Raw genomic sequence first — 26,069 nt, 5'->3', positions numbered from 1 at the left:
CGTTGAGGAACACCGCGAGCGACTTGGCGTAACCGGTGTCCCAGTCGGCGTCGGTCATCTCCTCGCCGGCCGGGGTCAGCCAGACGATGTCGCGTACGCCCCCGCGGACCCTGCCCCGGAAGAACCTGCGCCGGCGGAAGACCGGGTGGCCGCGCCGGAGCTCGGCGAGCCGCCGGACGAACTCCAGCAGGTCCGACTCGGTCTCGGCCAGCGACCAGTCGACCCAGGAGATCTCGTTGTCCTGGCAGTAGGCGTTGTTGTTGCCGTGCTGGGTGCGGCCGAACTCGTCGCCGGCCGCCATCATCGGCACGCCCTGGGACACGAACAGCGTGGCCAGGAAGTTGCGCCGCTGCCGCCTCCGGAGCCGTACGATCTGGGGATCGTCGGTCGGGCCCTCGATGCCGCAGTTCCAGGAGCGGTTGTCGTCGGTGCCGTCGCGGTTGTCCTCGCCGTTGGCCTCGTTGTGCTTGCGGTTGTAGGAGACCAGGTCGGTGAGGGTGAACCCGTCGTGGCAGGTGACGAAGTTGATCGAGGCGACCGGCCGGCGGCCGCTGGTGGCGTAGAGATCGCTGGAGCCCGACAGCCGGGAGGCGAACTCGGGCATGGTCCGTGCGCTGCCCCGCCAGAAGTCGCGTACGGCATCGCGGTACTTGCCGTTCCACTCGGTCCACAGGGGCGGGAAGTTCCCGACCTGGTAGCCGCCCGGGCCGACGTCCCACGGCTCGGCGATCAGCTTCACCTGGGAGATCACCGGGTCCTGCTGGATGAGGTCGAAGAACGCGCTCAGCCGGTCCACGTCGTGCAGCTCGCGGGCGAGCGCGGCCGCGAGGTCGAAGCGGAAGCCGTCCACGTGCATCTCCTGCACCCAGTAGCGCAGCGAATCCATGATCAGCTGTAGCGCGTGGGGGGAGCGCACGTTGAGCGAGTTGCCGCAGCCGGTGTAGTCGAGGTAGTAGCGCCGGTCCTCGTCGCGCAGCCGGTAGTAGGCGACGTTGTCGATGCCGCGGAAGCTCAGCGTCGGGCCCATGTGGTCGCCCTCGGCCGTGTGGTTGTAGACGACGTCGAGGATCACCTCGATCCCCGCCTCGTGCAGCGCGCGGACCATGGCCTTGAACTCCTGGACCTGCTCGCCCCGCTGCCCGGCGCTGGAGTACGCGTTGTGCGGGGCCAGATAGGCGATCGTGTTGTAGCCCCAGTAGTTGGTCAGCCCGCGCGCCACCATCGCGTGCTCCGGCACGAACTGGTGCACCGGCATCAGCTCGACCGCGGTCACCCCGATCGAGCGCAGATGATCGAGCACGGCCGGGTGCGCGAGCCCGGCGTAGGTGCCGCGCTGCTCCTCGGGCACCCCCGGATGCCGCATCGTGAGGCCGCGCACGTGCGCCTCGTAGATCACGGTCTCGTGGTACGGCGTGCGCGGCGGGCGGTCGTCGCCCCAGTCGAAGAACGGGTTGATCACCACGTTCATCGGCATGTAGGGGGCCGAGTCGGTGGAGTTCAGCCGCCCGGGGTCGGCGAAATAGTAGGAGAACAGCGACTCGTTCCACCGCACCGAGCCCTCGACGGCCTTGCCGTACGGATCGAGCAGCAGCTTGTCGGGGTTGCACCGGTGGCCGTGCTCGGGCTTGTACGGCCCGTGCACGCGCAGGCCGTACCGCTGCCCGGGCATGATCCCCGGCAGGTAGCCGTGCCAGACGAACCCGTCGACCTCGGGCAGATCGACGCGGCTCTCGACGCCGTCGTCGTCGAAAAGGCACAGCTCCACCCGCTCGGCCGCCTCCGAGAACACCGAGAAGTTGGTGCCCACACCATCCCAGGTGGCGCCGAGAGGATACTGCTCGCCCGGCCAGACCTCGCGCATATCACCCCATTCTCCCCGGGCCCCGCACGATAGCGGGGCCCGGGACGTCATCCGATCAGCCGACGAGTTCCGCGTTCAGCGAGATCGTCGTGCCCGCCAGGGCCTTGCTGACCGGGCAGTTGGCCTTGGCCGTCTCGGCCGCCTGCTGGAAGTCCTCGGCGGAGATCCCCGGCACCTGCGCCCGGACCGAGATCACAATGCCGGTGATGCCCTCGCCGGGCTGGAAGGTCACGTCGGCCCTGGTCTCGATCGACTGCGGCGGGGTCCCCGCCTTCGCCAGCCCGTTGGACAGCGCCATGGAGAAACACGAGGAGTGGGCCGCGGCGATCAGCTCCTCGGGGCTGGTCTTGCCGTTGGCCGCCTCAGCGCGGGACGGCCAGGAGACCTCGAAGGTGCCGATTCCGGAGGAATCCAGCGACACAGAGCCCGAGCCGTCCAGCAGGGCGCCCTTCCACTGGGTCGTGGCGGTACGAGTGGTCGCCATCGCGATCCCCTTTCCATGGTGAGAATCATTTCCATGGACGACCCTAGCGCCCGGTAATCACCGAGGAGTCCAGGACCGCCGACGAGTCCACTCCTTGCGGCAGCGTCCCGAAGGCCCGCCCCCAGTCGCCGGACAGGCGGGAGGCGCAGAACGCGTCGGCCACGGCGGCGGGCGCGTGCCGTACGAGCAGGGACGCCTGCAGGACCAGGGCCATCTCCTCGGCGACGCGCCGCGCGTCCGCCTCCCCGGCAGAGGCGATGGTCTTCTGGACCCGCTCGGCCGCGTCGGCGACCCGGCGGTCGCCGGCCAGCGCCACCTCGGCGAAGAACGCCTCGGCCGCCTCGGGCTCGCGCGTCAGCACCCGCATCAGGTCGAGCGCGGCCACGTTGCCGGAGCCCTCCCAGACGCCGTTCAGCGGCGACTCACGGAAGAGGCGGGGCAACTGCGACTCCTCGACGTACCCGTTGCCGCCCAGGCACTCCAGCGCCTCGGCCGCGTGCGCCGGGCCGCGTTTGCACACCCAGTATTTCGCCGCCGCCAGCGCCGCCCGCCGGAACAGGCCCTCGCCGGCGTCGCCGCGTACCGCCCGGTCGGTCGCCCCGGCGAGCCGCAGCATCAGCGTGGTCGCCGCCTCGGACTCCAGCGCCAGGTCGGCGAGCACGTTGCGCATCAGCGGCTGGTCGATCAGCTCCCTGCCGAAGACCCTGCGGTGGCGGGCGTGATGGAGCGCCTGCGCCAGGCCGTACCGCATGCCGGCCGCCGAGCCGATCACGCAGTCGAGCCGGGTCATGTTGACCATCTCGATGATCGTGCGGACGCCCCGGCCCTCCTCGCCGACCGGGAACGCGATCGCGCGCTCGTACTCGACCTCGGCCGACGCGTTGGACCTGTTGCCGAGCTTGTCCTTCAGCCGCATCAGCCGCATCGCGTTACGCGTCCCGTCCGGCAGGACGCGGGGGAGCAGGAAGCACGACAGGCCACCCGGCGCCTGGGCCAGCACCAGGAACACGTCGCACATCGGCGCCGAGTTGAACCACTTGTGCCCGGTGATCGCGAAAGTCCCGTCGGCGAGCGGTTCCGCCCGCGTCGTGTTGGCCCGGACGTCGGAGCCCCCCTGCTTCTCGGTCATCGCCATGCCGGCGAGCACGCCGCGCTTGCCGGCCGCCGGGCGCAGCCCGAAGTCGTAGGTGCGCGAGGCCAGCAGCGGCTCCCACTCGGCGCACAGCGCGGGGGAGTGCCGCAGCGCGGCCACCGCCGCGTACGTCATGGAGATCGGGCAGCCGTGCCCGGCCTCGACCTGCGACCAGACGAAGAACTTGGCCGCACGGGCCACGTGCGCGCCGGGCCGGGCGGAGGTCCAGGGCGCGGCGTGCATGCCGTTCGCGACCGCGACCGACATCAGCTCGTGCCACGCGGGATGGAACTCCACCTCGTCGATGCGGTTGCCGTACCGGTCGTGGGTGCGCAGCACGGGCGGGTTCTCGTTGGCCAGCCTGCCCCACTCCTGCGCCCGCGCCGACCCGGCCAGCACGCCGAGCCGATGGAGCTCCCCCGTCGACCAGTCGGCGCCCTCCCGCGCGAGACCCTCCAGCAGCGCGCGGTCGGCTGAGACGTCATGGCCGGTCAGCGGGGGAACCTGGTTGGTCACGTCGTGGGTCACTGGGTCCTCCTGTCGGGGTGGGGCCGCCCTGCCGGACGGGTCGACCGGTCGGATGGGCTGACCTGTCGGGACGGATTCAGCATCCCCGGATGCCGCCGGAACCGCCAGCTCACACGACTCCGGCGCCGCCGATCCCGGCTTCGCCGATCTCCAGCCCCAGCTCGGCGGCCGCCTCCAGGACGAGGTCGCGGGCGTAGTCCCAGTCGTCGTTCCGATGCTCGTCCTCATGGTCCGTACGCTCCCCGCTCCGCCCGCCGCCGCCCTCGCACAGCACGCGGTGGATGCCGCCGATCGCCCGCCGGTCCCCGCGCTCGGCCAGCCCGAGGGCGGCCTCGGCCACCGTCGTCAGATCGCTGTCGGACAGCCGGTCGGCGAGCGCCTCCCTGATCGGCCGGGTGTCGGCGGCCAGGCCGGCGATGCCCATGGTGGCCCAGTCGCGCACCTCCGGGTCGGCGCTCTCGCTCAGCCTGATGAGCGCGGCGATCCCCGCCTCGTCGTCCGGGGGCAGGACGGCTGCGAGCGCCACCGCATCGCTCACCGTGGGCGTCCGCCCGGGCAGGTTGACGATGTCCAGCACCTCGGGCAGGGCCCGCTCGTCGGCCCGGTGGCCGAGCGCGTGGAGGACGGACTCGACGACCCGCGGATCGCTCTCCTGGCGGGCCATGTCCCGCAGGATCGCCAGGGCCCGCTCGTGATAGGGGTCGTGCTCCATGTCATGGCCGAACTCGGCGAGCACGTCGGCGCCGAACTCGCGCTCGACCGGGTCGGGGCTGTCGCACAGCCGCGTCATCGCCTCGAACGTCTCGTCGTCGTGTCGCCGCCGCAGCGCCTGCACGGCCGCCCACCACGTCTCGTCCTCCGCGTCGATCTCCCGGTACGGCATGACGCGTTCGATCAGCTCGGCGACGGGCGGGCGGACACCGACGACGATCTCCAGGTGCGTCGCGATCGCGACGTGGCCGCACTGCCTGCTGATCGCGACGCGGCCGCCGTCGGGGCGGCGCGCCTCGACTGTGATCAGCCGGGTGCCGTCGGGGCCGGCACATCCGGATGTGACCACGGTGTGGTCGCCCTCCGCGTGCTCTTCCCCCAGTTGGGCGGCGACCTCCTCGCGCAGCGCGCTCTCCAGGTCGACCGACGCCCACCGCCTGGCGATCTCCAGCGCGGTCCGGCCGCCGGAGCCGGGCAGGGAGGGGTCGGCGCCGTGCTCCAGCAGCGACCGGACGATTCCGTACGCGCCGAAGCGCGCGGCGAGGGTCAGGGGGGTGTCCCCGTCGTCGTTCGCCCCGTCCGGGTCCGCCGCGGCGTCGAGCAGGACGTCGGCCGACTCCAGATGCCCGTTGGCCGAGGCCCACAGCAGCGCGGTCCAGCCGCCGTGCTCCCTGGCGTCGGGGTCGGCGCCCCCGTCGAGCAGGGCCTGGACGGTCTGCGCGTGGTCCCAGCACGCGGCGGCGCACAGGGGAAGCCCCTCGTCCTCGCCGTGGCTCGGCCGGTCGGGCTCGGCGCCGTACTCAAGGAGCAGCCGGACGATCTCGTGGTGTCCGGCGACGGCGGCGTGGTAGAGCGGCGTGGTGCCCTGAGCGGGGTTCAGTGCGGTGGTCAGGGTGATGTCCGGGTGCAGCATGCCCGCCACCCGTGCCATGTCGCCCGCCGCCACCGCGTCAAGAAGCCTGCTCCGGGTCACCCTTCCATGCTCACATATGCCCGCATAATCGTTCCCAGGGAGGATGGGAGCGCACGCACGATGGGGTTACCGTAGACATCGTGAACGATCCGGGTGAAATGCGTGCTTCCGACGCCGAACGCGAGGCCGTGGTGGAGAAACTCCGCGAGGCGTCGGTCGAGGGGCGGTTGACGCTCGCCGAGCTGACCGAGCGGACCGAGGCGGCCTATCTCGCCCGGACCCACTCCGAGCTGGCGCAGCTCACCGCGGACCTCCCCGGTGGAGCCCCGGCCCCCGGTCCGGGGGTTTCGCGGTCCGTTCGGCCCGGACGCCAGAAGGGCAGGGTGCGCGACTGGATCGTGGCCGTGATGGGCGACACCAACCGGAAGGGCAAGTGGCGCATCGACCAGGAGATCGGCGCGGTGTGCGTGATGGGCGACGTCACCATCGACCTCCGCGAGGCCGAGGTGCGCACCCCCGAGGTCGACATCGTGGTCACCTGCGTGATGGGCGACGTCAAGATCATCGTTCCGGACGGCGTCGACGTCGAGCTCTCCGGGTTCACCATCATGGGGGACAAGAAGGTCCGGGTCGTGGAGGCGCCGACCGGCCACAACGCCCCCGTGGTGCGGGTGCGCGCCCATGTGGTGGCAGGTGATGTGAAGGTCATCGGCGACTCCCGCGCCGAGCCGATCAAGCGTGCGTTGGGCGCGTGGACCGATTGGTGGCTGGAGCGCCGTCACGAGATCGGTCATCAGATCGAGCACAACATCCGGCACGCGCTCGAATACGACCGGGAGGCCCGCCGCGAGATGATGCGCGAGGTCCGGGAGAACGCCCGTGAGCTGCACCGGGGTGCCCGCGAGGCGGGCCGTGAGGCTCGGGACGCCTGGCGCGAGATGCGCCGCGGCGGCTTCCCGCCGGAGCCTCCCGCGCCTCCGCCGCCCCCGTACGGCGGCCCCCGCCGCTGACCGACTCCGGATGCCTCAGTTGAGCGAGGCTCCGGGACAGGCGACGGGCATCCCCATGGCGGTCGCCGCGGCGAGCAGTCGCTTGTCGTAGGTCACGAAGTGTTCGATGACGGCGCCCAACTGCATCGCGGTGGCCAGATGGATCGCATCCAGGCTTCGCAGGTGCCGGTCGCCGATCTGTGCTGCGACGCCACGCACCGCGACGTCCATTTCGATCCGGATGATATTGGCCAGGCAAGGAGCGATCATTGTCAAACGTTCGGGAGCGACTCTTCGAATCGTCCGATGAGTCTCCACCTCGATCAACGTGGAGGAGAGCATTCTCCGTTTCACTCGCTCACCGAGCCACTCCCTCAGAGCCTTCGACTCCGGTTCAGGATAGATCAACTTGACCGCCGCCGCGCTGTCCATATAGATCAAAACCGCTCCTCCTCCCTCATCCGGATGAGATCCTCTGTGGCGCTGACATCGCTGTACGGCTCGGTCTCGACCTGTGCGAGGAACTCCGCGAGATCTCCAGTCGCCGGGACGGCGCGGCCTTGAGCCACCAACTCATCGATGACGTTGGTCGATCCGGGAACGGGAACCAGCCGGGCGACGGTGCGGCCGTTCTTGACCACCTCGATGGTCTCGCCCGCGAGGGTCTTGTCGAGGTAGTCCGAGACGTGGTCCGTGAACTCGGTGACTCCGATGCGCTCCATGTTCTCCATCATGCTTGTCACGGGCACACCGTAAAGCAGCGCGGCCCTTCTCAGGACTGAAACGGCACAGTGTGTATCCGAATCGTTTCCCTGAGTAGTCGCGCTGTGGTCTCCCTCCCGCCTCCGTGATCTCCCGGGGTCACGGAGGCGGGAGGGGCCGGTGGGTCAGGACAGGCCGGGGGCGGGGAACTGGGCGGTCAGCTCGGTGACCTCGCGGTGGACCCGGGAGATCACTTCCTCCGCCTCGGACTCGCCCTTGGCGACCGCGGAGACCACCTCGTCGATCCACGCCCCGATCTGGCGCATCTCCGCCTCGCCCATGCCGCGCGAGGTGACCGACGGGGTGCCGATGCGGATGCCCGACGGGTCGAACGGCTTACGCGGGTCGAACGGCACCGCGTTGTAGTTGGTCTCCAGGCCGGCCCGGTCGAGCGCCTTGGCGGCCGGCTTGCCGCCGACGCCCTTGGGGGTCAGGTCCATCAGGATCAGATGGTTGTCCGTGCCCCCCGAGACCAGGTCGAAGCCGCGGGCGAGCAGTTCGTCGGCGAGTGCCCGCGCGTTCTTCACGATCTGCGCGGCGTACGCCTTGAACTCCGGCTGGGCCGCCTCGTGCAGCGCCACCGCGATGGCGGCGGTCGTGTGGTTGTGCGGACCGCCCTGCAGGCCGGGGAAGACCGCCTTGTTGAGCGCCGTGGCGTGCTCGTCGGAGTCGGCCATCAGCATCGCGCCGCGCGGCCCGCGCAGCGTCTTGTGCGTGGTCGTCGAGATCACGTCGGCGTGGCCGACCGGCGAGGGGTGCGCGCCGCCCGCGACGAGTCCCGCGATGTGCGCGATGTCGGCGGCGAGCACCGCGCCGACCTCACGGGCGATCTCGGCGAACGCCGGGAAGTCGATCGTGCGGGGGATGGCCGTGCCGCCGCAGAAGATGAGCTTGGGCCGGTGCTCCAGCGCGAGGGCGCGCACCTCGTCCATGTCGACCCGGCCGGTGTCCCTGCGCACGCCGTACCGGACCGGGTTGAACCACTTGCCGGTGGCCGACACCGACCAGCCGTGCGTGAGGTGGCCGCCGAACGGCAGGCCCATGCCGAGCACGGTGTCGCCGGGGTTGAGGAACGCCAGGTAGATGGCGAGGTTGGCGGGGGAGCCGGAGTAGGGCTGGACGTTGGCGTGACGCACCCCGAAGACCGACTTGGCCCGCTCGACCGCGAGCGTCTCGATCCGGTCGATGACCTGCTGGCCCTCGTAGTAGCGCTTGCCGGCGTAACCCTCGGAGTATTTGTTCGTCAGCACCGTGCCGGTGGCCTCGAGCACCGCACGGGACACGTAGTTCTCCGAGGCGATCAGCTTGACCGTGTCGGTCTGCCGCCGCTCCTCCGCCCTGATCAGCTCGGCGATCTCGGGATCGACGACGTTCAGCGAGTTCTCGGCCATGGCGCTTCCTTCTCCATCGACACTTCATCGAGGGCGGCGACCCAGGCGCACGGCCGCCGCGGACTCGCTCCCCGGTGGTGCCCCACCTATTACCCGTGCCCTGGGGGCACACAGCGCCAGTCGCGGTGCCTTCAACCCTATCCGAGCGTCCCGGAGCCGTGTACGGCTCAGGCGTCGGAGATCAGCACGTCGCGGAAGACGCCCACGCGGGGGATGCCGACGTTCGCCGACCCCGCGTGGAGATCCCCGGTGGGGTCACCCGTCGTGGATCGGGATGTCGTCGAACAGCCCGGCGCCGGGAAGGTCGACGCTGATCGTCTTCAGGTCCTCGGGCACGTCGCTGAAACTCGCGTAGAGCTGCAGGTTGTCCCCGGGCTCGAGGTAGTTGCGGGGAACGGTGCTGCACAGGCACGCCCCGTCCTTCTTCGCCGGGCTGAACTTGGACCCGGTCGGCGGGTCGAGCAGGCCCGCACCGGCGACCGTGCTTCCGAGCATGTCCGGGGGCCACCAGTTGGAGCCTCCGGTCGCCTTGACCTCCCACTGCACGCCGACGGAGGATCCCCGCCGCCGCACCGCTTCGATCGTCATCTTGAACGTTGTGCCCTGGAACTGGACGTCACGGGTCGCGACCGGCCCTTTCGGCGGATCCGGCGTACCGATCCCGTTCTGGAGCACCAGGAACAGGGCGGCGGCGGAAGCGGCGACGAACGCCCCGGCCCCGGCGATCGGCAGCCACCGCCTGCGGCCGCCGCCGGGCGTGCTCACCCGGACCGCCGCGGCCTTCCTGTCCACCGTCGCCTCCCCGGGTTCCGGGGTGGTCCAGATGTCGCTGACGATCCGGGTGGCGGCCTCCACGGCCACCTCCTCCCGGCCGAGCAGCCGGTCCAGGAGTTGCTGGGCGGTCGGGCGGCGGGCCGGGTCCTTGTCCAGGGTCCGTTCGACCAGCGGCCGCAGCCGCTCGTCGAGGCCGTCGAGCACGGGCACGTGGTGGGCCACCCGATAGAGCACCTCAGGGGCTGCGCCGGTGCCGAACGGCGGGCGGCCGGTGCCGGCGTAGGCGACCACGCACCCCCACGCGAAGATGTCGGCGGCGGGGGTGACGAGGTCGCCGCGCACCTGCTCGGGGGACATGTAGCTCGGTGTGCCGATCGTCGCCCTGGTGCGTTCCGCCAGCGCGTCGGCGAGCTGCGCGATGCCGAAGTCGATCACCCGCGGGCCGACCGGCGCGAGCAGGATGTTCGAGGGCTTGAGGTCGCGGTGGACCACCCCGGCCCGGTGGATCGCGCCGAGGGCCGTGGCCACGCCGACGGCGAGGGCGTCCAGGTTGGAGCCGGTCAGCGGTCCCTGGGCGTCGACCACGGCGGACAGGTCGGGCCCGTCGACGTACTCGGTGACCAGGTAGTGCAGGTCGCCGTCCTGGCCCGCGTCCAGCACCGGGGCGGTGCAGAACCGGGCGACGCGCTTGGCGGCCTCCGCCTCCTTGCGGAACCTGTTGAAGAACTCCTCCTGCGAGGCGAGCTCCGGGCGCATGACCTTGACCGCGACCTTACCCCCGGCGGGGTCATGGGCGAGGTAGACGATCCCCATCCCGCCCTCGCCCAGACGGCGTAGGGGCACGTACGGCCCGATCGTCCGCCGATGCGAGGCGGTGAGATCGCTTGTGGCGCTTCCTGACTGCTGCCCGTTCATCGGAGCCCATCTTGGCGGATCAGCCACCATTTGGCGAAGATTCCCCTAAATCGGGTCAGGCCGTACCGGACTCACGTTGGTGCCGCGCCATGCCGTTCAGCGGCCACAGGCGGTCCACCTCGGCGTTCAGCGTCGCGCCGATGAGCACGGCGAGGGCGGTGATGTACAGCCAGAGCAGTACGGCGATCGGGGCGGCGAGCGAGCCGTAGACGGACAGCGGTGTGAACCACGCGGCCAGCACCTCGCGCAGGACGGCCGCGCAGAGGATCCAGATGAAGAGGGCGAGCACGGCGCCCGGGATCTCGCGCCACCACCGCGTCCGGCGCGGCACGCTGACGTGGTAGAGCAGCGTGAGCATGAAGACGGAGCCGAGCACGACCACCGGCCAGTAGAAGATCGTCACGACGACCTCGTACCGCGGCAGCGCGTTCGACAGCAGGGTGGGCCCGATGACGAGGATCGGCATGACGATCAGGCCGATCAGCAGCGCGGCCACATAGAGCGCGAAGGACATGACGCGGGTACGGATGATGCCCCGCTCCTCGCCCAGGCCGTACGCGATGGAGATCAGGTCCACGTAGACGAACAGCGCACGGGAGCCGGACCACAGCGACAACAGGAAGCCGACGGAGATCAGCGAGACCTGGCCGCCGGTGAGCGCGTCGGCGAGCAGCGGCTCGACCACGCGCTCCACCGTGTTGTGGGTGAACAGCAGCTCCGACTGGTCGATGACCCACCGCCGGATGTCCTGCACCGTGTGCTCGCCCAGCAGGCCGCTGAGATGTCCCATGACGCCGAGCAGTCCGAGCACGAACGGCGGCAGCGACAGCAGCGCGAAGAACGCCGCCTCGCCGGCGAGACCGGTCACCCGGTAGTTGATCCCGGCGATCGTGGTCGCCTTCGCCAGGGCCCACACGCTGGTGTCTCTGATCCAGCTCAGGCCGGCCCTGGCCACCGCCATGCCACGGCGTGACAGATGCCTCGGCGATCGCCGCGTGCGCGCCGACGCGTCTGTTGTGGTCAATTGGCACCCGACCGGTGTGAGAAAGAACTAGAGGCCAAGGATAAGGGCATGGGACGGTGCTAGGGAGTGTCCGGCCCTCCCTGGGGAGCGGAGGAGGCACGATGATCTGTGCGGCGTGCAAGGACCGCAGGCACCAGGACTGCCGCGGCGGCTCGTGGTGTGACTGTCAGCACAAGGAGCCCAGGGCCGACGGGCAGGTCGAACCCTCGGAGAACTGGGTGCGCAAGGGATGAGGGCGCCGGGCGAGAACGGGACATAATTCGCGAATCACGTCCGCATATTGGACCAGAACTTGGACATCTGGGATCTCCCGGGTATCGTTTGTGACATGCCAGCGGATCCGTTGCTCGTCGTGCGACGCCACGTCGACCTTCAGCGTGTCCGCAGTGCCATGTGTATCGACGCCGGCTGACCGCCGCCCTCTGCTGTTCCACTCGGGCGCGCCGCCTGGCGTCCTTTTCGCATGCCCCTGCACTCGATGACGAGGCGGGAGGAGCCTGCGCCGCGCCCCGGACCGATCAGAAATCGATCCTCGGAAAAGGACGCGCCCATGAGCACCCCGGTACGCCCGGCGAATCGCCACCACAAGCGCCCACGCGGTGAAGGCCAGTGGGCCCTCGGCTACCGCGAGCCGCTGAACGCGAACGAAGAGAACAAGAAGAACGACGACGGGCTCAACGTCCGTCAGCGGATCGTCGACGTCTACGCCAGGCACGGCTTCGACTCGATCGACCCGTCCGACCTGCGCGGCCGGTTCCGCTGGTACGGCCTGTACACGCAGCGCAGGCCCGGCATCGACGGCGGCAAGACGGCCGTCCTGGAGCCGGAGGAGCTCGAGGACCGCTACTTCATGATGCGGATCCGCACCGACGGCGGCCAGCTCAGCCTGGAGCAGCTGCGGGTCATCGCCGACATCTCCAACGAGTACGCCAGGGGCTCGGCCGACGTCACCGACCGGCAGAACATCCAGCTCCACTGGGTCGAGATCGAGTCGGTGCCGGACATCTGGGCGCGGTTGGAGGCCGTCGGGCTGAGCACCACCGAGGCCTGCGGCGACACGCCCCGGGGGATGCTCGGCTGCCCGCTCGCCGGGATCGACGCCGACGAGGTGATCGACGGCAGGGCCCAGCTCCGGGAGATCCGCGAGCGCTACATCGGCAACCCCGAGTTCTCGAACCTGCCGCGCAAGTACAAGACAGCCATCAGCGGCTGCGCCGCGCACTGCACCGTGCACGAGATCAACGACGTGGCGTTCGTCGGCGTCGTCGACGAGCAGGGTGAGGCCGGCTTCGACCTCTGGGTGGGCGGCGGCCTGTCGACCAACCCGATGTTCGCCCAGCGGCTCGGCGTGTTCGTCCGCCCCGAGCAGGTCCCGGAGGTGTGGGCCGGGGTCACCTCCGTCTTCCGCGACTACGGCTACCGGCGGCTGCGCAGCAGGGCCAGGCTGAAGTTCCTGGTCAAGGACTGGGGACCGGAGAAGTTCCGCGACGTGCTGCAGACGGAGTACCTCAAGTACGACCTGCCCGACGGCCCGGCTCCGCAGACGCCGCGCGGCGGCCGCCGCGACCACGTCGGCGTCCACCCGCAGCGGGACGGCAACTTCTACGTCGGCTTCGCCCCCCGGGTGGGCCGCCTCAGCGGCGACCTGCTGCACCTGATCGCCGACATCGCCGAGCGCCACGGCTCCGGCCGGGTCGGGACGACCATCGAGCAGAAGATGGTCATTCTCGACGTCGCGCCCGACCGGGTGGAGTCGATGGTCGCCGAGCTGGAGGCGGCCGATCTCCAGGTCAACCCGTCCACGTTCCGCCGGCAGACGATGGCCTGCACCGGCATCGAGTACTGCAAGCTCGCGATCGTCGAGACCAAGAACGCCGCGTCCGAGCTGATCGACGAGCTGGAGCGCCGCCTGCCGGACTTCACCGAGCCGCTGACGATCAACCTCAACGGCTGCCCGAACTCCTGCGCCCGCATCCAGACCGCGGACATCGGCCTGAAGGGCCAGCTCGTGGTCGACGACAGCGGCGATCAGGTCGAGGGATATCAGATCCACCTGGGCGGCGCGTTCGGCGCGACGTCGGCCTTCGGCCGCAAGGTCCGCGGGCTCAAGACCACGGCGGCGGAGCTGCCCGACTACGTGGAGCGGGTCGTACGCAACTTCGAGAAGCAGCGGGACGAGGGCGAGAGCTTCAGCGAGTGGGTCCGGCGGGCGGACGAGGCCGATCTCCGATGAGCGGCCCCGGCACGGAACGGGCCGTGCCCTTCTACTGCCCCTACTGCGGCGATGAGGACCTGGAGCCGTACGTCACCGAGGAGGAGAGCCACGGCTGGTACTGCCGTTCCTGCGCCCGGGCCTTCCGGGTGCGCTTCCTCGGACTCGGCGTCCAGCGTCCGTTGTGAGCAGTGATGACCGGCGTGTGTGAGGAGTGGAGTGTTGGCGGTGACACTGGTGGAGATAGCGGCCGGACTTGAAAGGCAGCGGGCGACGCTCGACCTGCAGGGCATCGTTGAATCGGCGGCCGCGTTCCTGGAGAACGCGCCCGCCCGGGAGATCATCCGCTGGGCGGCCGCGACGTTCGGCGACCGGCTCTGTCTCACCTCCTCGATGAGCGACGCCCTGCTGATCGACCTGGTCAGCCGGGTCAAGCCGGGGGTCGACGTGCTGTTCGTGGACACCGGCTATCACTTCGCCGAGACCATCGGCACGCGGGACGCGGTGGAGGCGGTGCACAAGGTCAACGTGATCAACGTGAAGCCGACGCGCACGGTGGAGGAGCAGAACCGCGATCTCGGGCCCCGGCTGTACGGCCGCAACCCCGACCTGTGCTGCTACCTGCGCAAGGTGGAGCCGCTCAACCGGGCGCTGGAGCCGTACCTGGCCTGGATCTCCGGGATCCGGCGGGACGATTCGCCGACGCGGGCGGACACGAAGGTGGTGGAGTGGGACGCCAAGCGCCAGATGGTGAAGATCAATCCGATCGCCGCCTGGACGCAGGCCGACGTCGACAACTACATCGCCGACAACGGCGTGCTGATCAACCCGCTGCACCACGACGGCTACCCGTCGATCGGCTGCGCCCCCTGCACCCGGCGCGTCGAGCCGGGTGAGGACGCGAGAAGCGGCCGCTGGGCCGGCCTCGGGAAGCTCGAATGCGGCATACACCTCTGATCGCGGTGGCGCACGGGTCTCGCGACCCGCGCGCCGCCGCCACGGTGGAGGCCCTGCTGGATCGGGTGCGGCTCGCCCGCCCCGATCTGGAGGTGCGTGCCGCCTACCTGGATCACACGCCTCCGGCTCCGGCCCGGGCACTGGCCGATCTGGACGAGGCCGCCGTCCTCCCGCTGCTGCTCACCGCGGCCTACCACAGCCACGTCGACATCCCCGCCGCGCTGCGGGAGGCGTCGGCGCTGCGGCCGTGGCTGCGCGTCCACCTCGGCTCGACCCTGGGCCCGCATCCGCTGCTCGTCACCGCCCTGGAACGGCGCCTCGCCGAGGCCGGGGTGGAGATCGGCGACCCCGGCACGGCCGTGGTCCTGGTCTCCGCCGGCTCCAGCGACGCGCGGGCCAACGCGGTCGTCGGCGACCTCGCCCGCCGGTGGGCCGGATCGCGCCCGTGGTGGTCGGTCACCGCCGCCTACGCCTCGGCCGCCGCCCCCACCCCGGCCGAGGAGGTCGTACGGCTCACGCGCGCCGGAGCCCCGAGGGTGGTGGTGGCCCCCTACCTGCTCGCGCCGGGCCATTTCTCCGACAAGGTGCGGCAGGACACCCTCCGGGCCGGGGCGCACCGCGTGGCCGACGTCCTCGGCCCCGCCCCCGAACTCGTCACGATCCTCCTCGAACGCTACGGCCAGGCCGTACGCAACGGCATCACCGCCGAGTCGGCCTAACGAACCCCCCACCCTCCGCGCGTGATCTTGCGAATTCTCGCAGGCCACCCTCCTGACCTGGGCGAATATCCTCGTTGATCTTGCAGTTTCTCGCAGGCGAGCCTCCTGGCCTGCTCCGATACCCTTCGTGATCTCGCAGTCGGGACGATGCAAGATCACGAAGGGTTCTTTCGCTGCTCAGGGCATACGTCTGCGAGAAACTGCAAGATCGCGAACGTGAAATCCCTGGTCTCGGCTCGACGTGCGAGAATTCGCAAGATCACGGTTGGAGGTGGGGTGGGGTGGGGCGGGGCGGGAAAACGGGTTGCGGGGGTGGGCGAGGATATTGTTACCATTCGGGCAGACGTCGCGATCGGCGCGGCCGCAGACAGGGGAGGTGAGGACTATGCGGGTCTTTCTGACGACCATGCCGTCCATCAACTCCCGGGTGCCCGCCTAGCCACGACATCTCGCTCGGCACCCGGTTTCCGAAGGGTGTCTTCAAGTGATGTCTTCCTCTTTCGATCTGTCGTCGCTCGGCTGGCACGACGGGCTTCAGGCACTGCTCCCCGGCGGCACCGTCCCCGGCCGGGTGGCCCGGGTCCATCGGGGCGCCGCCGAGGTCCTCGCGGCCGACGGCGAACACCACGTCAGGTTCGGCGCCCAGGTGCGCCGGGCGGCGGCGGACGATCCGATCGCACTGCCGTGCGTGGGTGACTGGGCGGCGCTGCACAGGCTCGACGAGGGCCGCTACGAGCTGGCGGAGGTGCTGCCGCGCACGACCGCCTTCGTCCGCGGCGGGGTGAGCCGCGACTCACGCGGCGGCCTGTCCGGCGACGGCCAGGGCCAGGTGCTCGCGGCGAACGTCGACGTGGTGTTCGTCGCGGAGCCCGCGATGCACGCGAGCGACTTCGCCGACCTGGGCCGGATCGAGCGGCTCGTCGCCCTCGCCTGGGAGAGCGGGGCCCGGCCGGTCGTCCTGATCACCAAGCCCGACCTGCTCGATCTGGGTCTGGACGATCTCCTCACCGACGTGTCCGCCGCCGCGCCCGGCGTGGCCGTCCACCCCGTCTGCTCGCCCACGGGGGAGGGGCTGGACCTCGTCCGCGCCCACCTCACCGGATCACCCGGGTCCGGATCACCCGGGTCCGGGACCGCGGTGGTGCTCGGCCCGTCCGGTGCCGGAAAGTCGACGCTCGTCAACGCCCTCGCCGGCACCGACGTGATGGCGACGCAGCAGGTCCGGGCGGCAGACGGGCGCGGCAGGCACACCACCGTCCACCGTGAGATGATCATGCTGCCCGGCGGCGGCCTCATCATCGACACCCCCGGCATCCGCCGGGTCGGGCTGTACGACATGAGTGACGGCGTCGATCTGGTCTTCTCGGACATCGAGGACCTGGCCGAGAACTGTCGCTTCTCGGACTGCGCGCACACGGCTGAGCCCGGCTGTGCCGTACTCGCGGCGGTGGAGTCGGGGGAGCTGCCGGAGCGGCGACTGGACAGCTGGCGCCGGCTGCGGCGTGAGGCACGCTGGATGGCGACCCGCACCGACGCCCGGCTGCGCAGTGAGGAGAGCCGCAAGTGGAAGATTATCCACAAGGAGATGCGGCGATCCGGGCGAAACCGCCCCTGATGATGGGTATGAGCCCGCTATGAAACGGGTGCGGCTGCCGTTCGCCGACCGCGCGGAGGCGGGGGCGCTGCTGGCCGAGGTTCTGTACGGCATGGCCCTGGAGGACCCGGTCGTACTCGCCCTGCCGCGCGGCGGTGTGGCGGTGGCCGTACCCGTGGCCGAGCGGCTGGCGGCGCCGCTGGAGGTGCTCGTCACCAGGAAGATCGGCTGCCCGGACCAGCCGGAGCTCGGTGTCGGCGCGATCGCCGAGGGCGGTGAGCCGGTGTTCGACCGCGAGCTCCTCTACCGGCTCGGGTTCGACCCCGGCGACGTCGCCGACGTGGTCGAGCGAGAGCGGCACGAGCTGGCCCGGAGGGTACGGGTCTACCGGGGCGACCGGCCGCTGCCCGAGGTGGCGGGCCGTGACGTGATCGTCGTCGACGACGGGCTGGCCACCGGGGGCACCGCCCGCGCGGCGGTCCGGGCGGTGCGCGCCCGGCAGGAGGGGAGCGGCAGGGTCACGCTGGCGGTGCCGGTGGCCGCCGACGAGACCGTGCGTAGTCTGCGGGCGGAGGCCGACGACGTCGTCGTGCTCGCCACCCCCGAGGGTTTCCGGGCGGTGGGTCAGTGGTACGAGTGCTTCGACCAGCTCGCCGACGACGACGTGCTCGAACTGCTGGGGCGGGCATGAGGGGCGAGCCGCGCCGATGACGGACCTTGCCCGTTCGCCCGGACGACACCGGTGAGGCCGTCTCCGTCTCATCCTGTGGAACGTGAACGGCGGGACCGGACGCGGCCTGCATCGGGCGGAGAGGTTTCCGGACCGTCGAACGGCACGATGGAGCGTTCTGGCCGGCTTCCGCCACGTGCACCGATCGCCTACCGTCCCACCGCCGGTCACAGTGGGTCGCGGCGAATGGCATAACAAGATCTTGACCCGCTCAGAGGCGAAACCTACCCTTTCATGGGAGCGTTCCCACGGCCGTACGCAACACGTCCCGCCGGGAGACGCGCCCCGGGCCCTCGACGAATCCGGGCGATCGAGGCGATGCCGCGCGAGCCGGAGACGCCGCCGATCGACGAGGAGCGCTCATGAGCCCCGAGACGAGGGCGGGTCGCCGGCCGCCGGCAGCAAGGTTCCATCCGGGCCGCAGGCCATGAGCCGCGGCCTGGCCCGCCGGTCACCACCGGCTCAGGCGTTCGTGAAAGGCGTCCGCAGCCGGGCGATACCTGCCCGAGCCGGGCCGCATCGCCTGCTCATCCATCCGTTTGCCGCGCAGGCCGACCGGGCCCGAGTGGCGGGGTGCCCCTGACCTGCACCCGGGAGCGCTAAAGGGCCGAGGTGTTCGACCGGCCTGTTCGACGTCGCCATGCGCACCGTGGTGAGCACGCGTCGTGGTGGACCCGTGTGCCTACATCATGCAGCGCACGGCGGCGAACCGGGTTCGCGGCTGTCCGAGATGGAAGCCGCGGGCCGAAAGTTCCGGAGTTGGAAGTGTATGACAGTCGAAGGAGGGTCATGCGGCTTTCGGCGGACTTCGTCTCCAGCCGTTCCGGTACGGCAGAGCTCGCGTGGGGACAGCGGGCCGTGTGGGGGGCCATCCGTGACGTGGGACCGGACAACGCGCACTACTTCAACGTGCCCCGGCTGCTCGCCGTACCGCGCGCGGGCGGGCCGCGCCATCCCGGGGCCGTGGCCGCCGCCCTTGCCGGTCTGGTGGGCCGGCACGACGCCCTGCGATCGCTCGTACGGCTCGGCGCGGCCGGGCCGTACCAGGAGGTGGCCGCGGCCGGGACCCTGTCGATCGAGATGGTCGAGGCGGCCTGCGGGGACGCCGACGTCGCCGGGACGGACCTCGTCGACCGCCTGGCCGGGCGATCTTTCGACGACGGCGAGCAGCCGTTCCGCGCCGGATTCGTGGTCTGCGACGGCGCCGTCACCCACGTGGCGCTCGTGATCAGTCATGTCGTCGCGGACTGGCACGCGGCCGACATCGTGGTGCGCGACCTGCGGATGCTGCTGCTACGCGGGGCGATCGCGCGACCGCCGTCGTCGCAGCTGCTCGACCTGGTGCGGGAGGAGAAGGCGGCGTCGGCCCGTTCGGATCGGGCGATCGCGCAGTGGGAGTCGCTCCTGCGGACCGTGCCGTCCATCATGTTCCCGACCGTGGTCGGGCCGGGCGCGACGCCGAGGTTCGCGCGGGCCGTGCTGTCGTCGCCCCGGCTCAACCACGCCGCACAGGTGCTCGCCCGCCGGACCGGCGTCAGTACGGCCACGGTCCTGATGGTGGCCGTCACCATGCTGCTTCGTGAGCTGACCGGGCAGGAGACGTGCGCGATCACCCCGATCGTGCACAACCGCTTCAGCGACCGCACCAGGGGCCTGGTCACCTGCCTCAACCAGCTGGGACTGTTCGCCCTGGGCCGGGGAGGAGACCTCGCCGAGACCGTCGTGAGCGAATATCCGGCGGTTCTCGCGGCCTACCGGAGAGCCCGCTACGACCCGCTGGCCTTCGATGTGATGATCGACCGGCTGAGCGCCGACCGGGGCGTCCCCATGTTTCCGTCGTGCTGCTTCAACGACCTGCGCCCCGGCGAGGACCCGGTCGACGCCGGTCACGCGGACGGGGAGTCAGAGCTGGAGTGGCTCCCCGGCACGGACCAGCGCAGCTGCCACTTCTGTCTGGCCCTGATGCGCTGGAAGGGCACGCTCGGCGTGGAGCTGAGCGCCGACACCGCCCGCCTGCCCAAGAGCGAGATGACCGCCCTGCTGCAGCGGCTCGAATCCTTCGTGGTCGGCTCGGCCGCCCGGGAGATCGCCGCATGAGCCGAGCGCGATCTCAAGCGTCGCGATCTCAAGGGTAGGGAGGGAGGCGGGGCGAAGGGCGGACCGCGGCAGGGACGGACTCCCGTACGCGGTCCTGCGCCGCCGTCCGGCCGCCGGTGCTCGCGGCATCCCCGGCGGCCGGGACGGCTCGTGCTCGTTCACGCCGCCTGGAACAGAGCCTCGGCTTCGGCGATGGTCCGGGTCAGCGTCTCCGGCTCCGGCCGCAGGGCCGCCACGATCGTGTCGATGCCACGTAGACCGGCCCGATGCAGCAGCCGCTTCTCGTTGGTGACCCACTCACCGCGCGCCGCGAGGACCGCGTGGGCCGTCTGCATCGCGGCGGTGGCCAGAGCGCCGGCGACCTCGGTGGCCTGACCGCGTGCGGCGTAGACGGTCTTGGCGTACTGGAGTGTCATGGCCGCCCGGCCGCGCCATACCGGCGGGGCCGCCGTACGCAGCCGTTCCGGATAGGCAGGGCGGGGGAGAGCGCCATGTAGGACCCGGTTGAGCGCCAGCTCTGCGACCACCAGGTAGCTGGGGATGCCCGCGAGGTGGAACATCAGCGGCTCCCAATGGAAGCGGCCCTGGTCGGCCTCGGCGAGCTCATGCTCGACGACGTCGAGATCGCGGTAGTGCACATCGACGCGGCGGCCGTCCACGCTGAGCCAGGCGCCGCCGTTGAAGACGCCGCCGCCCCAGCCGCCGATCTCGGAGACTTCGCCCTCCCAGCCGATGGCGCGCAGATCGGTGGGATCGAAGCCGCCGCGGTAGTAGATGGCGAAATCCCAGTCGCTGTCCGGGGTGTGGGTGCCCTGGGCGCGGGAGCCGCCCAGGGTGACGGCGCGAACAGCGGGCAGGGCGCCAAGACGGCCGGCGACGTGGTCAAGAAACGTCTGGTCGGTCATGGCGAAACTATCTCAGGCGATAAATGGCGTCCCGGCGCCGTCCTGAGCACACCGGGGCGGCGCCGGGAGGTCCGGGCAGCGAGACCTGAGCCTCAGGCCTTCGCGCACAGGATGGTGACCGTGACGGTCAGCTTGTAGACGGTCGGGTTGTTCGGAAGGACGAAGACGTAGGAGTCGTTCAACGGTCCACCGTTCCGGTTGGAGGCGTACCCCCACGAGACCTCGTTCGGGTTCACCAGGGTGCCGGCGGACTGGACCGTGTGGTCGCCGCTCACGAGGAACTTCCCGGCCGGACAGGTGGTGGGGCCGGCGCCGCCCTGCCCTCGGTCGAAGGTCTTGACGGTAGTGATCTTCTCCAGGCCGGTGAGTCCGGCGGGGCCCTGCGGACCGGCGGGCCCGCGCTCGCCGGTGTCGCCCTTCTGTCCCGCGGGACCTTGCGGTCCCGCGGGGCCGGCCTCGCCCGTCTCTCCGGTGGCACCGGCGGGACCGGCCGCCCCGGACGGGCCGACGGGTCCGGGAGGGCCGGCCGGTCCGGTCTGGTTCCAGGACAGTTCGCGGTGGCCCGGCGGACACACCGCGGTCGGGCGGGACGTCGGCCACGGTGTGGGGCTGCTCATGGCCGATGACGTCTGCCCGTCGTAACCGGGGATCCGTACGATCCCGTCGGACCCCACGCAGGCCACGATGTCGGAGCCTCTGGCATCCGCCACGGCCACGGCCACGCCGGCTCCGCCTGCCAACAGCCCCGTCATGGCGCCGATGGCCAGCCATGTTCCCCGCTCCGCGATACGGCGCACGAGCCGACTCCTTCTTGGACGGCGACAATGTCGTGCGCAGCGTAGAAAACCAGGTCTCCCCAAGGCGTCCACCTGGCGGGCGACAGTAGATCATCCGCCAGGCGGAGCGGCGCGCACGCGAACGTACGGCTCGGCCGGGGCCGTACGTCAGGTCTCGGGGCGTCTCGGCGACGCGTGAAGGGCGCCGACGAGCGGTGGCCGACCTCCCGGCGTACGGGTGGGGCGGCCTCCGGTCAGCAGGGGCGTAGGTCAGGGCGTCGCGAGCTCTGCCCACACGATCGTGCCGCCGGGCCGTGGTCCGTCGGCCCGGGGCCAGCGGAAACCCCATGCCTTGGCGTACGTCTCGACCAGCCAGAGACCACGTCCGCCTTCCTCGTCGTCGCCGGTGACGCGCATCTGCGGCGGGGTTCTGGTTTCGTCCCACACCTCGATGACCGTGCTGGACGAGGTCCGGTAGAGGCAGAGACAGATCGGCCTCACCTTGTCGTGCAGCTCGACGTAGGCAGGGTTGTCACCGAGCCCGCTGTACGTCGCCTTGATGGCGTTGGTGACCAGCTCCGAGGCGATCAGCTCGGCGGCTTCGACGATGTGGTCGAGACGCCACTTCTTCAGAGTGTCGCGCGTGTACATGCGGGCCGTGGCCACGGACTTCGGCAGCGCGGGCAGTGCCAGGCAGGCGACGAGCGGGGCGTTCTCCAGGATGTTCACGGCGACCTCTGACGGCAGGCGACGGGGAATGATCGGAAGCCGCGGCCGTCGTCCCCCCTCAGGTGATACGGCCGCCGGCTCCCAGGCAGAACGGCGTGGCCCACAGCTCAGGGAAGGCTGAGCAAGCCCCACCAGCCCTGCCGGCTTGTGGTGCCTTTCAATTTGGCCTGCCTGGCCGCGCGCTCCCTGGCAGGCTTGACTCTCAGCATGCACCGCAGCTATTTCGAACGCAACCATTGCGAGTGCATTTGCTGAGGAAGATATAACTGCATTTCAATCCATATCTGGACAGGAGGGATGGAAAAATTGGCTGTGCGACGGCAGACACCGACGCTTCGTTTGCGCCGCTTGGCGGCCGAACTACGCAAACTGCGTGCCGACTCGGGCAAATCAAGGGAAGAGATGGCCGAGGAGAGTGGGATCAACACGGTCACGCTGTACCGGCTGGAGACGGCAAGGGCCAGACCGCAGAAGCGAACCTTGATCACCTTGCTTGATTTATACGGCATCCATGGTGAACGGCGGGATGACCTGCTCGCGGTGCTGCGGGAGTCCGGGGAGCGCGTTTGGCTGCAGAGTCACCAGCTTGAGCTACCTGACCAGTACGCCACGTACATCGGCTTCGAGGAGGAGGCCGACAACCTGCTCAACTACGAATCTCTCTTCGTGCCCGGTCTGTTGCAGACCGAAGAGTACGCCCACGCCGTCATCCGCGGCACCCTTCCCACGATTTCACGGAAGGAAGTAGAGAAACGGGTCGAAGCGCGCATGGTGCGGCAAGAGCTGCTGACCAGAGAGCGCCCCTTGCGTCTTTGGGTCATCATCGACGAAGCAGTGCTGCGCCGGGAGGTAGGTGGTCGGCAGACCATGCGCGGCCAGCTTCACAAGCTCGTGGAGGCGAGCGAAGAACCGAACATCACGGTGCAGGTCATCCCATACAGCGCCGGAGCGCACCCCGGGATGACCGGAAGCTTTGTCATCATGAAGCATGATAACGACAACCCCGATGTGATCTACATCGAGAGCACAGCAACGGACCTTTTCCTCGAAGAAGAGGATGAAATCGTCAAGTATAAGCTGGTGTTCGAGCATCTACGGGCGGTAGCGGCCAGCCCCGAGGAAACGCGGCGTCTCATCGCTTCCGTTTACGGAGAGAGCATGTGAAGGGAGTACGGGAGTGAACGAAGAGCTTGATCTGTCCCGTGCCGTATGGCGCAAGAGCAGTATCAGCGGGGGCAACGGACAGTGCGTCGAGGTGGCGATCACCGACACCGTGGTCGGCGTCCGCGACACCAAGAACCGCGAGGGCGGCACGCTCGTCTTCCGTCATGACGAGTGGCGTGCGTTCCTCGGCGGCGTGCGCAACGGAGAATTCGACATCGACTGACACGACGCAACATGGCGAGCCCTCGTCAATGTGGATTCGTCGAAGGCTCGCCATGTTGCGGGCAAGTGCGTGCGCAAAGTGCAGGCGACCTGGCCGATGTCGAACCGTTGATGGTTGACACCACCACAAGGACTGGGCGGATCAGGGCGCCGCCTCTGGCTTGCGAGGGACAAGGCTCGCGGGCATCGCCCGCGGGGGCTCCGCGTAGAAGGCGTGTGTCCGCTCTACCTCGCGCTGCCAGATGAGGTGAAGCGCTTGATCCGTTTGAGGGACCTCGTAATTGAGACCTGCGAGGATCACCCGAAACTCGGGGCTCACGTTTCCGTCCGGGGAAGTCACGAGGGCGGACAACAGAGGCCCTGCGCTTTCGGCCGCCTCGTCTACCTCGACGAGTGCGATCGTGCACAGCCAGCTGTCTGCGTCGACCTCTCTTGCAAGGTCCTGCAGACTGACGGTGGTCTGCTCGCGAGCGGCTTTCTTCAATACGGCGGCCACGCGGTCACCGACTCCCTGTGCAAGATCCTGAAGGCTGGTCTGACCGCGAGCAGTCTTCTTCGGTACGGCTGTCGTGCGGTCGGTCATCTCGTCCGAGGCGGGAGAGGTGGTCACGCCCGATGTCCCAGGTGACTTCTCGTCCCCGCTCGTGCTCTTCACGGGTAGGGCGGCCAACCACTGGGCGGTCAGACTGAGCTGTCGTTTCTCATCTGAGGTCGCGTGCACGCCCAGCTTCTTGAGGAGGGACCGTCCTTCGCCATAGAGCCTGCGCACCGCATCTGCCTCGCCCGCGGTTTCCGCCTTCATAAGTCGATCCAGTAAATCTCCGAGCTGACTATGCTGCTTTTTACGGATGCTCTCAGCCCGAGTCTCTTGGGTGCGGACGCGTGCTATTCGATTTCGCTCTGCTTGGGCTCGTCTCAGCCAGGTTTCACGCTCGTACAGACTCCGCACTTCGGCAGCGAATTTCGGATTGCTTAGCGAGACGCGTACCAGCGTCTTCCGTAGCGCGTCTATCTCACGCTGGGCTCTCTCAAGGTCGTCATTGGCCAGGGCCTGGTCGATGTGCCTGGTGAGCGCGGCGCTGCGCTCACGAACCTCCTGCTCGATCCGTCCATAGGTTTTCTCCTTCGTGGTTGCCCAGCGGCGAAGTTCTTCGACCACCTGCCGTTCCCTGAGGTGAGACGGCTGCGTCAAGGCCTTGAGTAACTCAGTGTTGGCCTCCAGTAACTGCAAGAGGCGTCGCTGGTCCCACTCTTTTCTCGCTTGGCGCATGTCCTGGATGAGCGAGGTCAGCTTGTGCCGAGTCAGCCCCTTGGCCTGACCAGGAGCGTCGATGGTTCTCTTCTGCGGCGGCTCAGGTGCCTGGGCAGGTGCTGTTGACGCAGCCTTCGGCGTCGTTTGTGCAGGAGAGGCGCTCGGTTGTTCGGCGGGACGGACTGGGTGGACACCCGCGCTGAAGATGGTCCATATGGGCACGACATGCGTGCCCCCCTTCATCACATTCACCGACGCTGGCTTTAAAAGAACGTGCGGCTCGTGGACCAGGAGGTCGATACGGTCAGGCACTATGAGCCGGGCATGGATTCGCTCGTCATCGCCGATCTGGACGTCAGTCGTGGCGACGTGCGAGCCTTCAGGGATACCGCGCCCTTCTATCGGTCGGGTTCGCTTCTCCTGCGGGTAGACGACGATGTCCTCGACATCCAGCGGAAAGCCTGGCAGCCGTGTTGCTGGCGCTGCTCGACGTGGCGCAACCCGCCCGAGCTTACGGAGCAGCGGAGTGACGATCCCTCGCTCGCTGATGTCGCAGTCTTTCAGGTCCGACCACTCGAGGTCGCCGTCATGCGTTTGGGTGCCGATCTTGACGACGCGAGCACTGCCTTGCTGCTCGCAGCGCACGCGCAATGCGTAGCCGTCCCGGTCGAGTAGATATTTCGTGGTCCCGAGCGCCTCGGGGCCGAACATCCAGTCGACTCGGCCAAGTCGTGCCCGGAGTTCTTCGTCCTCCCTGGTCCAAACGTTGGGCGGGAGATGCACAAACTGGACTTTGATGGCCGAACGGCTAATGCTCGGATTCACCAGCAGGTCCGTGCACCGGCCTTTCACGAGCCTGCCTTGAAAGCGTTGTTTCCCTCCTCGCCTGCCTAGATCCGAGGTAAGCCCACGATGGATGTAGAGGTGGTCAGCGCTGTCCGCACCGAAGTAACGGCGCTCGCATTTGGGGGCCAGCCCTTTGGGATCGGGATAGTGCGCGAAGTGGCAGACGCGGTCGCCGTAGAGCTTGTCCATCAGCCGCCAGCCGCAGCCGCCGATATGCACTCCGCAGAAGAAGCGCTTCCCCTTATAGGGCGACAGGTAGCGCACTGCCGCCTTGCGATCGGTGGGGAGGGAGAGCGGAAGGTCGGAGTCGGGTCTGCCGAGCACTGCGGTCTGGACTCGGCGAGTGTCTTGAGCCATGAGACCTCACGTAAATTTTCAAGAT

General features: G+C 69.4%; 25 protein-coding genes. 12 read left to right on the top strand and 13 right to left on the bottom strand.

From position 1 onward, the window contains the following. From glgX to AP234_RS19970, 4 genes are all read right to left on the bottom strand, one after another. A partial coding sequence (glgX, locus tag AP234_RS19985; protein WP_235558266.1) for a glycogen debranching protein GlgX occupies positions 1–1,861 on the bottom strand: 1,861 nt, incomplete at its 3' end. Between the two features lie 55 nt (positions 1,862–1,916). Further along, positions 1,917–2,345, bottom strand: a complete 429-nt coding sequence (locus AP234_RS19980; protein ID WP_055481203.1) for an OsmC family protein — start codon at positions 2,343–2,345, stop codon at positions 1,917–1,919. A 43-nt stretch (positions 2,346–2,388) separates the two neighbouring features. Continuing rightward, complete coding sequence (locus AP234_RS19975; RefSeq protein ID WP_055481202.1) at positions 2,389–4,005, bottom strand: isovaleryl-CoA dehydrogenase; 1,617 nt, start codon at positions 4,003–4,005, stop codon at positions 2,389–2,391. 109 nt (positions 4,006–4,114) lie between these two features. Beyond that, positions 4,115–5,689 (bottom strand): ankyrin repeat domain-containing protein, encoded by a 1,575-nt coding sequence (locus AP234_RS19970; RefSeq protein WP_200926601.1) that lies wholly within the window; start codon positions 5,687–5,689, stop codon positions 4,115–4,117. A gap of 80 nt (positions 5,690–5,769) precedes the next feature. Between AP234_RS19970 and AP234_RS19965 the strand changes: the two genes are divergently transcribed. Continuing rightward, a complete protein-coding gene (locus AP234_RS19965) occupies positions 5,770–6,639 on the top strand; it encodes a DUF1707 SHOCT-like domain-containing protein (protein WP_063843004.1) in 870 nt (289 codons plus the stop codon). Between the two features lie 15 nt (positions 6,640–6,654). Here the strand turns inward: AP234_RS19965 and AP234_RS19960 are convergent, their stop codons facing one another. From AP234_RS19960 to AP234_RS19940, 5 genes are all read right to left on the bottom strand, one after another. Further along, positions 6,655–7,050 carry a type II toxin-antitoxin system VapC family toxin gene (locus AP234_RS19960; protein WP_235558274.1) on the bottom strand — a complete coding sequence of 132 codons (396 nt, stop codon included), beginning with the start codon at positions 7,048–7,050 and terminating at the stop codon, positions 6,655–6,657. A gap of 5 nt (positions 7,051–7,055) precedes the next feature. Continuing rightward, complete coding sequence (locus AP234_RS19955) at positions 7,056–7,352, bottom strand: type II toxin-antitoxin system Phd/YefM family antitoxin (protein ID WP_055481200.1); 297 nt, start codon at positions 7,350–7,352, stop codon at positions 7,056–7,058. A 153-nt stretch (positions 7,353–7,505) separates the two neighbouring features. Beyond that, on the bottom strand, positions 7,506–8,771 hold the full coding sequence (glyA, locus tag AP234_RS19950) for a serine hydroxymethyltransferase (RefSeq protein WP_055481199.1): 1,266 nt from the start codon (positions 8,769–8,771) through the stop codon (positions 7,506–7,508). Positions 8,772–9,026: 255 nt separating this feature from the next. Beyond that, positions 9,027–10,460 carry a serine/threonine-protein kinase gene (locus tag AP234_RS36435; RefSeq protein ID WP_152990523.1) on the bottom strand — a complete coding sequence of 478 codons (1,434 nt, stop codon included), beginning with the start codon at positions 10,458–10,460 and terminating at the stop codon, positions 9,027–9,029. A 55-nt stretch (positions 10,461–10,515) separates the two neighbouring features. Then, positions 10,516–11,421, bottom strand: a complete 906-nt coding sequence (locus AP234_RS19940; protein ID WP_055481197.1) for a YihY/virulence factor BrkB family protein — start codon at positions 11,419–11,421, stop codon at positions 10,516–10,518. Positions 11,422–11,585: 164 nt separating this feature from the next. Here AP234_RS19940 and AP234_RS39240 point away from each other — a divergent pair, with 164 nt between their 5' ends. From AP234_RS39240 to AP234_RS19905, 9 genes are all read left to right on the top strand, one after another. Next, a complete protein-coding gene (locus AP234_RS39240; protein ID WP_268778071.1) occupies positions 11,586–11,717 on the top strand; it encodes a hypothetical protein in 132 nt (43 codons plus the stop codon). Positions 11,718–11,812: 95 nt separating this feature from the next. Then, positions 11,813–11,896 carry a putative leader peptide gene (locus AP234_RS39595; RefSeq protein WP_431998870.1) on the top strand — a complete coding sequence of 28 codons (84 nt, stop codon included), beginning with the start codon at positions 11,813–11,815 and terminating at the stop codon, positions 11,894–11,896. 138 nt (positions 11,897–12,034) lie between these two features. Continuing rightward, a complete protein-coding gene (locus tag AP234_RS19935) occupies positions 12,035–13,717 on the top strand; it encodes a nitrite/sulfite reductase (RefSeq protein WP_055481196.1) in 1,683 nt (560 codons plus the stop codon). After that, positions 13,714–13,884 (top strand): hypothetical protein, encoded by a 171-nt coding sequence (locus AP234_RS19930; RefSeq protein WP_055481195.1) that lies wholly within the window; start codon positions 13,714–13,716, stop codon positions 13,882–13,884. Before AP234_RS19935 ends, AP234_RS19930 begins: the two co-directional genes overlap by 4 nt. Positions 13,885–13,924: 40 nt before the next feature. Beyond that, positions 13,925–14,653, top strand: a complete 729-nt coding sequence (locus AP234_RS19925; protein ID WP_055481289.1) for a phosphoadenylyl-sulfate reductase — start codon at positions 13,925–13,927, stop codon at positions 14,651–14,653. Continuing rightward, positions 14,635–15,372: a sirohydrochlorin chelatase gene (locus AP234_RS19920; protein WP_055481194.1), complete on the top strand. Its 738-nt coding sequence runs from the start codon at positions 14,635–14,637 to the stop codon at positions 15,370–15,372. The genes AP234_RS19925 and AP234_RS19920 overlap by 19 nt, the downstream gene beginning before the upstream one ends. Before the next feature lie 487 nt (positions 15,373–15,859). Continuing rightward, positions 15,860–16,987 (top strand): ribosome small subunit-dependent GTPase A, encoded by a 1,128-nt coding sequence (rsgA, locus tag AP234_RS19915; RefSeq protein ID WP_055481193.1) that lies wholly within the window; start codon positions 15,860–15,862, stop codon positions 16,985–16,987. Between the two features lie 19 nt (positions 16,988–17,006). Then, positions 17,007–17,657, top strand: coding sequence for a phosphoribosyltransferase family protein (locus tag AP234_RS19910; RefSeq protein WP_200926599.1), 651 nt, complete (start codon positions 17,007–17,009; stop codon positions 17,655–17,657). An 828-nt stretch (positions 17,658–18,485) separates the two neighbouring features. Beyond that, complete coding sequence (locus AP234_RS19905; protein ID WP_055481192.1) at positions 18,486–19,793, top strand: condensation domain-containing protein; 1,308 nt, start codon at positions 18,486–18,488, stop codon at positions 19,791–19,793. Between the two features lie 158 nt (positions 19,794–19,951). Here AP234_RS19905 and AP234_RS19900 read toward each other — a convergent pair whose 3' ends face one another. The 3 genes from AP234_RS19900 to AP234_RS19890 form a co-directional block, all read right to left on the bottom strand. After that, positions 19,952–20,698 (bottom strand): nucleotidyltransferase domain-containing protein, encoded by a 747-nt coding sequence (locus AP234_RS19900; RefSeq protein WP_055481191.1) that lies wholly within the window; start codon positions 20,696–20,698, stop codon positions 19,952–19,954. A 92-nt stretch (positions 20,699–20,790) separates the two neighbouring features. After that, positions 20,791–21,495: a collagen-like protein gene (locus tag AP234_RS37350; RefSeq protein ID WP_055481190.1), complete on the bottom strand. Its 705-nt coding sequence runs from the start codon at positions 21,493–21,495 to the stop codon at positions 20,791–20,793. 249 nt (positions 21,496–21,744) lie between these two features. Next, a complete protein-coding gene (locus tag AP234_RS19890; RefSeq protein WP_055481189.1) occupies positions 21,745–22,203 on the bottom strand; it encodes an ATP-binding protein in 459 nt (152 codons plus the stop codon). A 297-nt stretch (positions 22,204–22,500) separates the two neighbouring features. Here AP234_RS19890 and AP234_RS19885 point away from each other — a divergent pair, with 297 nt between their 5' ends. Next, positions 22,501–23,367 (top strand): helix-turn-helix domain-containing protein, encoded by an 867-nt coding sequence (locus tag AP234_RS19885; RefSeq protein WP_055481188.1) that lies wholly within the window; start codon positions 22,501–22,503, stop codon positions 23,365–23,367. Positions 23,368–23,380: 13 nt separating this feature from the next. Then, on the top strand, positions 23,381–23,590 hold the full coding sequence (locus AP234_RS36425) for a DUF397 domain-containing protein (protein WP_055481187.1): 210 nt from the start codon (positions 23,381–23,383) through the stop codon (positions 23,588–23,590). Between the two features lie 141 nt (positions 23,591–23,731). Here the strand turns inward: AP234_RS36425 and AP234_RS36420 are convergent, their stop codons facing one another. After that, complete coding sequence (locus tag AP234_RS36420) at positions 23,732–25,951, bottom strand: hypothetical protein (RefSeq protein WP_152990522.1); 2,220 nt, start codon at positions 25,949–25,951, stop codon at positions 23,732–23,734. Positions 25,952–26,069: the final 118 nt, after the last annotated feature.

The organism is Sphaerimonospora mesophila (assembly GCF_001417795.1).
GTDB lineage: Bacteria > Actinomycetota > Actinomycetes > Streptosporangiales > Streptosporangiaceae > Sphaerimonospora > Sphaerimonospora mesophila.
This window is presented reverse-complemented; position numbering and strand designations above follow the sequence as displayed.

Coding starts and splice junctions, on each gene's coding strand:
- AP234_RS19980 (WP_055481203.1), bottom strand. CDS start 2,345: ATGGCGACCACTCGTACCGCCACGACCCAGTGGAAGGGCGCCCTGCTG.
- AP234_RS19885 (WP_055481188.1), top strand. CDS start 22,501: ATGGAAAAATTGGCTGTGCGACGGCAGACACCGACGCTTCGTTTGCGC.
- rsgA (WP_055481193.1), top strand. CDS start 15,860: ATGTCTTCCTCTTTCGATCTGTCGTCGCTCGGCTGGCACGACGGGCTT.
- AP234_RS36435 (WP_152990523.1), bottom strand. CDS start 10,460: ATGAACGGGCAGCAGTCAGGAAGCGCCACAAGCGATCTCACCGCCTCG.
- glyA (WP_055481199.1), bottom strand. CDS start 8,771: ATGGCCGAGAACTCGCTGAACGTCGTCGATCCCGAGATCGCCGAGCTG.
- AP234_RS19930 (WP_055481195.1), top strand. CDS start 13,714: ATGAGCGGCCCCGGCACGGAACGGGCCGTGCCCTTCTACTGCCCCTAC.
- AP234_RS19960 (WP_235558274.1), bottom strand. CDS start 7,050: ATGGACAGCGCGGCGGCGGTCAAGTTGATCTATCCTGAACCGGAGTCG.
- AP234_RS19900 (WP_055481191.1), bottom strand. CDS start 20,698: ATGACCGACCAGACGTTTCTTGACCACGTCGCCGGCCGTCTTGGCGCC.
- AP234_RS19920 (WP_055481194.1), top strand. CDS start 14,635: ATGCGGCATACACCTCTGATCGCGGTGGCGCACGGGTCTCGCGACCCG.
- AP234_RS39240 (WP_268778071.1), top strand. CDS start 11,586: ATGATCTGTGCGGCGTGCAAGGACCGCAGGCACCAGGACTGCCGCGGC.
- AP234_RS39595 (WP_431998870.1), top strand. CDS start 11,813: ATGCCAGCGGATCCGTTGCTCGTCGTGCGACGCCACGTCGACCTTCAG.
- AP234_RS19955 (WP_055481200.1), bottom strand. CDS start 7,352: ATGATGGAGAACATGGAGCGCATCGGAGTCACCGAGTTCACGGACCAC.
- AP234_RS19935 (WP_055481196.1), top strand. CDS start 12,035: ATGAGCACCCCGGTACGCCCGGCGAATCGCCACCACAAGCGCCCACGC.
- AP234_RS19910 (WP_200926599.1), top strand. CDS start 17,007: ATGAAACGGGTGCGGCTGCCGTTCGCCGACCGCGCGGAGGCGGGGGCG.
- AP234_RS19940 (WP_055481197.1), bottom strand. CDS start 11,421: ATGGCGGTGGCCAGGGCCGGCCTGAGCTGGATCAGAGACACCAGCGTG.
- AP234_RS19905 (WP_055481192.1), top strand. CDS start 18,486: ATGCGGCTTTCGGCGGACTTCGTCTCCAGCCGTTCCGGTACGGCAGAG.